The organism is Pseudarthrobacter sp. 902506025 (genome assembly GCF_040702325.1).
Lineage (GTDB): Bacteria > Actinomycetota > Actinomycetes > Actinomycetales > Micrococcaceae > Arthrobacter.
Window position 1 is genome coordinate 558,095 of record NZ_JBFBKW010000001.1, and the last position, 11,127, is coordinate 569,221.

The window sequence follows — 11,127 nt, forward strand, 5'->3', positions numbered from 1 at the left end:
CGGAAACTGCACGGAAGTATTCCTGGAAGGGAATGCGAGTTTCAGGCATTCCTGCTGTCGTGAGAAACTAACCCGGTGACTTCAACAACAGTGCCCGTGATCTTTGACCTGGACGGCACTCTTGTCGATCCGGCCGGTGGAATAACTGAAGGGATTGCCTCAGCCCTCCGCGGGCTGGGGCTCCCGGTTCCCGGCCAGGACCTGCTCGATTCGATGATTGGCCCCAAGCTGAGCGATTCCCTGCTCAACGTGGCAAATGTGCCCGCGGAACGCCTGGAAGAGGTGGTCCACCGGTACCGCGAACACTACGTCGCCAGGGGAATTGCCCAGAGCCGGCTCTACCCCGGTATCCGGGAAATCCTGGAATCCTTCGCGGCGGCGGGACGGCCCGTTGCTGTGGCAACGCAAAAGCCCCAGCGGCTGGCGCATAAAGTCCTGGCACACCACGGCATCGACGGCCTCTTCCACGGCATCCACGGCTCTGCCGACGACGAAACGCTGGTGGAAGGCGTCCCCCTGGGCAAGACCCAGATCATCGCCGCCGCCCTGAGGGACCTGGATACCCAGCACGCGATCATGGTGGGCGACCGCGCCCAGGACGTGTCCGGTGCCATCGCCAACGGGCTGGACTGCATCGGAGTTGTCTGGGGATTCGCGCCCGACGGGGAGCTGGAGGAAGCCGGATCCGTGGCGGTCGTCAGCACGGGCGAGGAACTGGTAGCGGTCATCGAGCGGCTGCAGGCGGTCCACACCGCGGCCATGAGCGGGGTGGTCAACGATGGAAATGTTTGATGCCGTCCGCTGGACCACGCGCAACCTGATCGCCGGCACCTGCCGGCCCACCGTCGTCGGACTCGAAAACGTCCCTGCCGATGGCCCCTTTATCGTGGCACCCAACCACCTGTCCTTCTTCGACAGCGTGATCGTCCAGGCCCTGATGCCGCGGCCGGTTGCCTTCTTTGCCAAGGCCGAGTACTTCACCACGGGCGGCGTCAAGGGCAAGGTCATGAAAGCCTTTTTCGAATCCGTCGGCTCCATCCCCGTGGAGCGGGGTGAGCAGGCAGCCAGCGTCCAGGCACTGAAAACCCTGCTGGACATCCTGGAGTCCGGCCGCGGCATCGGCATCTACCCCGAGGGCACGCGCTCCCGCGACGGCATCCTCTACCGGGGACGCACCGGCGTCGGCTGGCTGGCCCTCACCACCGGGGCGCCCGTGATCCCCGTCGGGCTGATCGGGACCGAAAAGCTTCAGCGTGCCGGCGAAAAAGGGGTCAAGCCGCAGCACTTCACCATGAAGGTGGGGGAGCCGCTGTACTTCGACAAGACGGGACCGGACCACTCACTGCCGGCCCGCCGCGAGGTCACGGACAGGATCATGGACGCAATCGCCGGCCTCAGCGGCCAGGAGCGCTCCGCCAGTTACAACCAGAGCAAGTCCGCCGAGTAACCGGAAACCGCCGCACGCAGGCCCGGACCGGGTCTGGATGCTCCGGTTGGCATGGAGAGCCGGCGCGACTCAGTAGACTTGATAGGTGGCAAATCCAGCAAGTTACCGGCCCAAAACCGGTGAAATCCCCACCAACCCGGGCGTCTACCGGTTCCGTGATCCGCACGGCCGGGTCATCTACGTGGGCAAAGCCAAAAGCCTCCGGTCCCGGCTGAACTCCTACTTCGCCAACCCGGCGGGGCTGCTGCCCAAGACCTATGCGATGGTCCACGCGGCCAGCAGCGTCGAGTGGACCGTGGTGGGCAGCGAACTCGAATCGCTGCAGTTGGAATACACCTGGATCAAGGAATTCAAGCCGCGCTTCAACGTGGTGTTCCGGGATGACAAGACGTATCCCTACCTGGCCGTGACCATGGGCGAAAAGTACCCGCGGGTGCAGGTCATGCGGGGCGACAAACGGAAGGGGACCCGCTATTTCGGCCCCTACACCGCCGGCGCCATCCGGGAGACCATGGACACCCTGCTCCGGGTCTTCCCCGTCCGGAGCTGCAGCGCCGGCGTCTTCAAGCGGGCCGAGGCAAGCGGCCGGCCCTGCCTGCTGGGCTACATCGACAAGTGCTCCGCGCCGTGCGTCGGACGGATTTCGCCGGAGGACCACCGGGCACTGGCCGACGATTTCTGTGCCTTCATGGGCGGCGAAGCCAAACGCTTCATCAACAAGCTGGAAAAGCAGATGGGCGACGCCGTGGCGAAGCTCGACTACGAGCACGCAGCCCGGCTGCGTGACGACATCACCGCGCTGCGGAAGGTATTCGAACGCAACGCCGTGGTGCTCTCCGAGGACACCGATGCCGACGTCTTCGCCCTGCACGAAGACGAGCTGGAAGCCGCCGTCCAGGTGTTCCACGTCCGCGGCGGCAGGATCCGAGGCCAGCGCGGCTGGGTGGTGGAAAAAGTGGAGGACTTCACCACCCCGGACCTGGTGGAGCACCTGCTGCAGCAGGTCTACGGGGAGGACGGCGACACGCACGGCCGGCTGCCCCGCGAAGTCCTGGTGCCGGTGGCCCCCAGCAACCAGGAAGACCTGGCCAATTGGCTGGGCGGGATCCGCGGCGCCAAAGTGGACATCCGGGTGCCGCAACGCGGTGACAAGGCGGCACTGATGTCCACTGTGCGCGAGAATGCCGAACACGCTCTGAAGCTTCACAAGACACGGCGGGCAGGTGACATCACTGTCAGGTCGCAGGCCCTCCAGGAGCTGCAGGAAGCCCTGGACCTTCCGGTTCCCCTGCTCCGGATCGAATGCTTCGACGTCTCCCACGTCCAGGGCACCAACGTCGTGGCTTCCATGGTGGTGGTGGAGGACGGGCTGCCCAAGAAGTCCGACTACCGCAAGTTCTCCATCACCGGCCCCGCGGCCGCTGATGACACCGCCGCCATGCACGACGTCCTGACGCGCAGGTTCCGCCACTACCTCCAGGACAAGTCGGCGCAGGTGGACGAATCCGTGCTGGAAGCTGACGGCCCGGAGGCGGCACCGGGCGCGGAGGTGCTGGACAGCACCACGCCGGCGCCAAAGGCCAAGTTCGCCTACCCGCCCAACCTGGTGGTGGTGGACGGCGGCCAGCCGCAGGTGAACGCGGCCGCCCGTGCACTCAAGGACCTCGGGATCGACGACGTCTACGTCGTGGGGCTCGCCAAACGCCTGGAGGAAGTCTGGCTTCCGGACAGCGACTTCCCGGTGATCCTTCCCCGGACCTCGCAGGGACTCTACCTGCTCCAGCGGATCCGCGACGAGGCCCACCGCTTTGCCATCACTTTCCACCGGCAGAAGCGCGGCAAGGCCATGACGGTGTCGGCACTGGACGCCGTCCCGGGCCTGGGCGCCTCCAAGCGGAAAGCCCTGCTGGCGCACTTTGGATCCGTCAAGGGCGTGAAGGCCGCCACGGTGGAGGAGCTCGCAGAGGCGAAGGGCATTGGCCCTGCCCTGGCCGGGGCCATCGTCAACCACTTCGCGGCGGAGGGGACCGAGGCCGTGACCGTGCCCGCGATCAACATGACCACCGGCGAAATCATTGAAACTTAGCTAGGGTAAAGGACGGGGCAGTGCCACAGCGGCGGCCCCGGGAACAACGAGGAAACGGGGCAGGCTTCATGGCAGACACGACCGCGGGATCCGGAGCGGGCCACGACGGGCTGGAGCCCGTCAAGCCGCTCGAAGCGGAACTGCTGGTGGTCACCGGGATGTCCGGCGCCGGACGGAGCACCGCCGCGGACGCGCTGGAGGACCACGGCTGGTACGTCGTGGAGAACCTGCCGCCGCAGATGCTGGGCACGCTCGCGGAGCTGGTCTCCCACGCCCCGCAGTCGATTCCACGGCTGGCCGTGGTGATCGATGTCCGCAGCAAGGGACTCTTTGCGGATATCCGTGCAGCCCTGGGGGCCCTGGCGGCCAGCGGTGTGACCTTCCGCGTCCTGTTCCTCGACGCCAGCGACAACGTCCTGGTCCGGAGGTTCGAACAGGGCCGGCGCCCGCACCCGCTGCAGGGAGGCGGACGCATCCTTGACGGCATCGCCGCCGAACGTGAGCTGCTGCAGGAACTGCGCGACAGCTCCGACGTCGTCCTCGACACCTCCAACTACAACGTCCACGGGCTGGCCACGGCCATCACCGAACTGTTCAGTGAAACCGGCCCGGTGGCCCTGCGGCTCAACGTCATGAGCTTCGGCTTCAAGTACGGCCTCCCGGTCGATGCCAACTATGTGGCCGACGTCCGGTTCATCCCCAACCCCCACTGGGTGCCCCAGCTGCGCCCGCAGACCGGCCTGGACAAGGACGTCAGCGACTACGTCCTGGAGGCCGAGGGCGTGAAGAACTTCGTGGACCGCTACGTCCTGGCCCTGGAACCGGTCCTGGAGGGATACCGCAGGGAGAACAAGCACTACGCCACCATCGCCGTCGGCTGCACGGGCGGCAAGCACCGCTCCGTCGCCGTCGCGGTTGAACTCTCCAAGAAACTCGCGCAGTATCCGCGGGTCACGGTGACCACCGCGCACCGGGATCTGGGCCGCGAGTAATGGCGCTGTTCACCGGAGCCCTGCCCCTGGTGCCGCCGGCCGCTGGTAAGGGCTCGGGCCAGCAGGACAAGGGCCCCAACGTCGTGGCCCTGGGTGGCGGGCACGGCCTGGCGGCCTCGCTGTCGGCTTTGCGCCTGCTCACCTCCGAGCTCACCGCAGTGGTGACGGTGGCGGACGACGGCGGCTCGTCCGGGCGCCTGCGCGAAGAGTACGGCGTCCTCCCGCCGGGAGACCTCCGCATGGCGCTGTCCGCGCTGTGCGACGACACCGACTGGGGACGCACCTGGCGTGACGTCATGCAGCACCGGTTCCGGGCCGGGACAGGCCCCGGGGGTTCGCTGGATGAGCACGCCATGGGCAACCTCCTGATCGTCACCCTGTGGGAGTTGCTGGGCGACGCCGTCGCAGGACTCAAATGGGCCGGTGCGCTGCTTGGCGCCCGCGGCCAGGTGCTGCCCATGTCCACGGTCCCGCTCACCATCGAAGGCGACGTCCGCGTCACCGCACCCGACGGCGGAACTGCACTGCACACCATCCACGGCCAGGCACGCTGTGCCGTGGCCGGCTCGCTGGAGGAGGTCCGGCTCCTGCCCGAGGCCGCGCCTGCCTGCACCGACGCACTGACGGCCATCGAACTGGCGGACTGGGTGGTCCTGGGCCCCGGCTCCTGGTACACATCAGTCCTTCCGCACCTGCTCCTGCCGGAGATGCGGCAGGCACTGTGCAGCACCCCTGCCAAACGCTGCCTCACCATGAACCTCGCCACGGACACCAAGGAAACCAGCGGCATGACGGCGGCCGACCACCTCCACGTCCTCCGGCGCTACGCCCCCGAGTTCAGTGTGGACGTGGTCCTGGCCGATCCCGCGTCGGTACCGGACCGGCAGGAGTTCGAGAAGGCCGCCGGCATGATCGGCGCGGAGGTGGTCTTGGGTAAAGTAGGGGCGTCGGGACGCCGCCCCGTCCATGAGCCGCTCCGGCTGGCCACGGCGTACCAGGACATTTTTGGGAACAGTTAGGAAGGTGCCATGGCACTGACAGCATCGGTCAAGGAAGAACTGTCCCGTCTGGACATCAAGAAGTCATCAGTGCGCAAGGCTGAAGTCTCCGCAATGCTCCGGTTCGCCGGGGGACTGCACATCATTTCGGGCAGGATCGTCATCGAGGCGGAAGTTGACCTCGCGTCCACTGCACGCCGGCTCCGCGCCGCCATCGCCGAGGTCTACGGACACCAGAGCGAAATCATCGTGGTCTCCGCCGGCGGACTCCGCCGCGCCAGCCGCTACGTGGTCCGCGTGGTCCGCGACGGCGAGGCGCTGGCCCGCCAGACGGGCCTGCTGGATGGCCGCGGCCGCCCCGTGCGCGGCCTGCCGTCCGCCGTCGTCAACGGCTCGGCCGCAGACGCCGAAGCCGTGTGGCGCGGGGCGTTCCTGGCGCACGGTTCGCTCACCGAACCCGGCCGGTCGTCATCGCTGGAAGTCACCTGCCCGGGTCCGGAATCGGCCCTGGCCCTGGTGGGCGCCGCCCGCCGCCTGGACATCCAGGCCAAGGCCCGTGAGGTCAGGGGAGTGGACCGCGTGGTCATCCGCGACGGCGACACCATCGCCGCGCTCCTGACGCGCATGGGCGCCCACGATGCCCTCATGGTGTGGGAGGAACGCCGGATGCGCAAGGAAGTCAGGGCCACAGCCAACCGGCTCGCGAACTTCGATGACGCCAACCTGCGCCGCTCCGCCCAGGCAGCCGTGGCTGCCGGGGCACGCGTGGACCGGGCCCTGGAAATCTTGGGCGACGACGTCCCGGACCACCTGAAGTACGCCGGCGAGCTGCGGGTGGCGCACAAACAGGCCAGCCTTGACGAGCTGGGCCGGCTCGCCGACCCCGTGATGACCAAGGACGCGATCGCCGGTCGGATCCGCCGCCTGCTGGCCATGGCGGACAAGCGTGCGCTTGACCTGGGCATTCCCGGAACGGACGCCAATGTGACGCCTGAAATGCTGGACGAGTAGGCGCCCCATAGAATCAGAAATAATTCCGGGCACCAGCTGCCCGGATGCACAATCCAAGAGTTACCAACCGGGCCTTCCTGGTCCACGATATTGGAGGATTTTGTGACCGAGTACGTATTGCCGGAACTCAGCTACGATTACGCCGCCCTCGAACCGCACATCTCTGCGCGGATCATGGAGCTGCACCACAGCAAGCACCACGCCACCTACGTGGCAGGCGCCAACAACGCCCTGGCCCAGCTGGCCGAGGCCCGCGAAAAAGGCGACTTCGCCAACATCAACCGGCTCTCCAAGGACCTCGCGTTCCACACCGGCGGCCACATCAACCACTCCGTGTTCTGGAAGAACCTGTCCCCGGACGGCGGCGACAAGCCCGAGGGCGAACTGGCTGCAGCGATCGATGACGCCTTCGGCTCCTTCGACGCGTTCCGCGCCCAGTTCTCCGCCGCGGCCCTGGGCCTGCAGGGTTCGGGCTGGGGCTTCCTGGCCTACGAGCCCATCGGCGGGAACCTGGTCATCGAGCAGCTCTACGACCAGCAGGGCAACGTTGCGCTGGGCACCACCCCGCTGCTGATGCTGGACATGTGGGAGCACGCCTTCTACCTGGACTACGTCAACGTCAAGGCCGACTACGTTAAGGCGTTCTGGAACATCGTCAACTGGGCCGACGTCGCCCAGCGCTTCGAGGCAGCACGCACCAACGCCACGGGACTCATCACTCTTCCGTAGTGACGTGCGATATACATCGCTGTAACAAACTTCACATTCTGACTTAAACAGGCCGGGATGTGGACCGTCCGCCCCCGCACTTGCGGGGGCGGACCCAGTTAAACGTAAGATAGGTCACGGAAGGCGGTTAGCCTTCAGCAATGAGGCTGGTCGCCCTCCGTGTAAATCATCTCTGCCCAATGGCGTGCGGGATCTGTTAGTTGGCTTCAACGCCCGCTCAACTAGTAGTGCTTTTCAAAGCACCAAGGAGACTGTAAAAGTGACGACCCGTATTGGTATCAACGGCTTTGGCCGCATTGGCCGCAACTACTTCCGCGCAGCGCTTGCCCAAGGCGCAGACCTCGAGATCGTTGCCGTCAACGACCTCACCAGCCCCGAAGCCCTGGCCCACCTGTTCAAGTACGACTCTGTCGGCGGCCGGCTGAAGGAAACCATCGAGGTCAAGGACGGCAACATCGTCGTCAACGGCAACGTGGTCAAGGTCCTGGCCGAGCGCGATCCCGCCAACCTCCCCTGGGGTGAGCTGGGCGTTGACATCGTGATCGAATCCACCGGGTTCTTCACCAAGGCTGCCGACGCCAAGAAGCACATCGATGCCGGCGCCAAGAAGGTCCTGATCTCCGCTCCGGCTTCGGACGAGGACATCACCATCGTCATGGGTGTTAACCACAACCTCTACGACAACGCCAAGCACAACATCATTTCCAACGCGTCCTGCACCACCAACTGCCTCGGCCCGCTGGCAAAGGTCGTCAACGACGAGTTCGGCATCGAGCGCGGGCTCATGACCACCGTGCACGCCTACACCGCCGACCAGAACCTCCAGGACGGCCCGCACAAGGACCTGCGCCGTGCACGTGCCGCAGCCATCAACATGGTTCCCACCTCCACCGGTGCCGCCAAGGCCATTGGCCTGGTCCTGCCTGAGCTCAAGGGCAAGCTGGACGGCTACGCCATCCGCGTTCCCGTGCCCACCGGCTCCGCCACCGACCTCACCGTCACCGTCTCCCGCGAAACCACCGTCGAGGAAGTCAACGCAGCCCTCAAGCGTGCTTCCGAGTCCGACGAGCTGCAGGGCTTCCTGACCTACACGGAAGAGCCGATCGTGTCCTCCGACATCGTTGGTGACCCCGCGTCGTCGATCTTCGACGCCGGCCTGACGAAGGTCATTGGCAACCAGGTCAAGGTTGTTTCCTGGTATGACAACGAATGGGGCTACTCCAACCGCCTCGTCGACCTCACGGAGCTTGTAGCAGCCAAGCTGGGCTAGGGTTAGACACATGACATCACACACCCTCAACGAACTGATCGCTGAAGGTGTCCGCGGGCGGTACATTCTGGTTCGAAGTGACCTGAATGTGCCGCTCGACGGCTCTACAGTCACTGACGACGGCCGCATCAAGGCCTCACTCCCAGTGCTGGCAAAGCTCACGGACGCCGGTGCCCGCGTGCTGGTAACAGCCCACCTCGGACGCCCCAAGGGCGCCCCGGAGGACAAATACTCCCTTCGCCCCGCAGTGGACCGCCTCGCCGAGCTGGCGGGCTTCAAGGTAACCCTGGCGGCCGATACTGTCGGCGACGCCGCCAAGGCTGCCGCCGCATCCCTGCAGGACGGTGAAGCACTCGTTCTGGAGAACGTCCGCTTCGACGCCCGGGAGACCAGCAAGGACGACGCCGAACGCGGCGCCTTCGCCGACGAGCTGGTGGCACTCACCGGCAGCAACGGCGCCTACGTGGACGATGCCTTCGGTGCCGTCCACCGCAAGCACGCCAGCGTCTACGACGTCGCCACCCGGCTGCCGTCGTACCAGGGCGACCTGGTGCACACCGAGGTTGAGGTCCTGCGGAAGCTGACCGCCGACACCCAGCGCCCCTACGTGGTGGTTCTGGGCGGTTCCAAGGTCTCGGACAAGCTCGCGGTGATCAACAACCTGATCGGCAAGGCTGACACCATCCTGGTGGGCGGCGGCATGCTCTTCACCTTCCTGGCGGCACAGGGCCACAAGGTTGCCTCAAGCCTCCTTGAAGAGGACCAGATCCCGGTGGTCCAGGACTACCTGAAGCGCGCCGCGGACGCCGGCACTGAGTTCGTGGTTCCCACGGACGTGGTGGTGGCAGAGAAGTTCGCTGCCGACGCTGCGCACGAAACGGTTGCAGCCGACGCGATTGAGGGCAGCAGCTTTGGTGCCCAGGGCATCGGCCTGGACATTGGTCCTGATACCGCTGCCGCCTTCGCTGAGCGGATCAAGGGAGCCCGTACGGTCTTCTGGAACGGCCCAATGGGCGTCTTCGAATTCGAAGCCTTCTCTGCAGGCACCCGCGCCATCGCGCAGGCCCTGACCGGCACCGACGGGTTCACAGTGGTGGGCGGCGGAGATTCGGCCGCGGCAGTACGCACCCTGGGATTCAGCGATGACCAGTTCGGCCACATTTCCACCGGCGGCGGCGCCAGCCTGGAGTACCTCGAAGGCAAGGAACTCCCCGGCCTCAGCGTCCTGGACCGCTAGAACCGGACCGGTAAAGCGGGACGGCAGAATCACCGCTGCTGTCCGCCAGTAACGGACCTCGCAGTCCTCCGGCCGGCAGGTTGCCCATTGCAGCCTGCCGGCCGATTACATATCAAGAACTTTTTGGAGATTACGTGACTACGTCAACGAACGGCGCTTTCGACCGCAAGCCCTTCATCGCGGGCAACTGGAAAATGAACATGGACCACGTGCAGGGCATCACCCTCCTGCAGAAACTCGCCTGGACGCTGTCCGACGCAAAGCATGACTACAGCCGCGTCGAGGTTGCCGTCTTCCCGCCGTTCACCGACCTCCGCGGGGTCCAGACCCTGGTGCAGGGCGACGACCTGCAGGTCGCGTATGGTGGCCAGGACCTGTCGCAGTTCGACTCAGGCGCCTACACCGGCGACATCTCCGGGCAGTTCCTGAACAAGCTCGGCTGCAAGTACGTGCTGGTGGGCCACAGCGAACGCCGGACCATCCACAACGAGTCCGACGACGTCCTCAACGCCAAGGTCAAGGCAGCGTTCAAGCACGGCGTCACCCCCGTCCTTTGCGTGGGGGAAGGACTGGAAATCCGCCAGGCCGGGACCCACGTCGAGCACACGCTCCAGCAGCTCCGTGCCGGAGTGGCGGGCCTGACCAACGAGCAGGCAGCCGAACTGGTGGTTGCGTATGAGCCCGTCTGGGCCATCGGCACCGGTGAAGTGGCCGGACCGGAGGACGCACAGGAAATGTGTGCCGCCATCCGTGCAGAACTCGAGAGCCTTTTCGGTGCCGACGTGGCAGCCAAGACCCGGCTGCTGTACGGCGGCTCAGTCAAGGCCAACAACGCTGCCGCCATCCTGCAGGAGCGCGATGTGGACGGCGTCCTGGTGGGTGGCGCCAGCCTTGACCCGGCTGAGTTTGCTAATATTGTTAGGTTCGAGAGCCACCTGGTCACGGACTAGTCCGTAGCCAGCGCATACTCCCGCAATTCCAACTTCCGAAAGGCCGTCGTGGACGTTCTTCATGTCATTCTGCAGATCCTCCTGGGTATCACCAGCCTCCTGCTGACGCTGCTGATCCTCCTGCACAAGGGACGCGGCGGCGGACTGTCAGATATGTTCGGCGGCGGCATGAGCTCAGGCCTCAGCTCCTCGGGCGTGGCAGAACGCAACCTCAACCGCTTCACCATCATCCTGGGCGTCACCTGGGGTGTGGTGATCATCGGGCTTGGCCTGATCATGCGCTTCAGCGGCGCCGGCGACTCCTAAAGGGTCCGCTGGATAGGGTCCTGCGGCACTCCCGCCGCCCCGCCCTGGCATCTAAACTGTGGCTGTCGGTTTACCCGGCAGCCACAGTTTTTGTTTAAGCT

At 65.7% G+C, this 11,127-nt stretch carries 11 protein-coding genes; all 11 read left to right on the top strand.

Going from position 1 to position 11,127, the window contains the following annotated elements:
• Positions 1-75: 75 nt before the first annotated feature.
• The 11 genes from AB0280_RS02450 (at position 76) to secG (ending at position 11,026) form a co-directional block, all read left to right on the top strand.
• Positions 76-792 (top strand): HAD hydrolase-like protein, encoded by a 717-nt coding sequence (locus AB0280_RS02450; protein WP_224026035.1) that lies wholly within the window; start codon positions 76-78, stop codon positions 790-792.
• Entirely contained in the window at positions 779-1,447 is a 669-nt protein-coding gene (locus tag AB0280_RS02455; protein WP_224026036.1) for a lysophospholipid acyltransferase family protein, read from the top strand. Before AB0280_RS02450 ends, AB0280_RS02455 begins: the two co-directional genes overlap by 14 nt.
• Before the next feature lie 85 nt (positions 1,448-1,532).
• Positions 1,533-3,533, top strand: a complete 2,001-nt coding sequence (gene uvrC, locus AB0280_RS02460) for an excinuclease ABC subunit UvrC (RefSeq protein ID WP_224026037.1) — start codon at positions 1,533-1,535, stop codon at positions 3,531-3,533.
• Between the two features lie 68 nt (positions 3,534-3,601).
• Positions 3,602-4,525: an RNase adapter RapZ gene (rapZ, locus tag AB0280_RS02465; RefSeq protein WP_159632064.1), complete on the top strand. Its 924-nt coding sequence runs from the start codon at positions 3,602-3,604 to the stop codon at positions 4,523-4,525.
• Positions 4,525-5,544, top strand: coding sequence for a gluconeogenesis factor YvcK family protein (locus AB0280_RS02470; protein WP_224026038.1), 1,020 nt, complete (start codon positions 4,525-4,527; stop codon positions 5,542-5,544). The genes rapZ and AB0280_RS02470 overlap by 1 nt, the downstream gene beginning before the upstream one ends.
• 9 nt (positions 5,545-5,553) lie before the next feature.
• A complete protein-coding gene (gene whiA / locus AB0280_RS02475; protein WP_015937022.1) occupies positions 5,554-6,534 on the top strand; it encodes a DNA-binding protein WhiA in 981 nt (326 codons plus the stop codon).
• Between the two features lie 102 nt (positions 6,535-6,636).
• Positions 6,637-7,263, top strand: coding sequence for a superoxide dismutase (locus AB0280_RS02480; protein WP_159632062.1), 627 nt, complete (start codon positions 6,637-6,639; stop codon positions 7,261-7,263).
• 259 nt (positions 7,264-7,522) lie between these two features.
• Positions 7,523-8,533: a type I glyceraldehyde-3-phosphate dehydrogenase gene (gap, locus tag AB0280_RS02485; protein WP_224026039.1), complete on the top strand. Its 1,011-nt coding sequence runs from the start codon at positions 7,523-7,525 to the stop codon at positions 8,531-8,533.
• A gap of 10 nt (positions 8,534-8,543) precedes the next feature.
• Positions 8,544-9,770 (top strand): phosphoglycerate kinase, encoded by a 1,227-nt coding sequence (locus AB0280_RS02490; protein WP_159632060.1) that lies wholly within the window; start codon positions 8,544-8,546, stop codon positions 9,768-9,770.
• Between the two features lie 134 nt (positions 9,771-9,904).
• On the top strand, positions 9,905-10,720 hold the full coding sequence (gene tpiA, locus AB0280_RS02495) for a triose-phosphate isomerase (RefSeq protein ID WP_224026040.1): 816 nt from the start codon (positions 9,905-9,907) through the stop codon (positions 10,718-10,720).
• 48 nt (positions 10,721-10,768) lie between these two features.
• The gene (gene secG / locus AB0280_RS02500) at positions 10,769-11,026 is read left to right on the top strand and encodes a preprotein translocase subunit SecG (RefSeq protein ID WP_159632058.1); all 258 of its coding nucleotides are present in this window, start codon (positions 10,769-10,771) and stop codon (positions 11,024-11,026) included.
• The last annotated feature ends 101 nt before the right edge of the window (positions 11,027-11,127 follow it).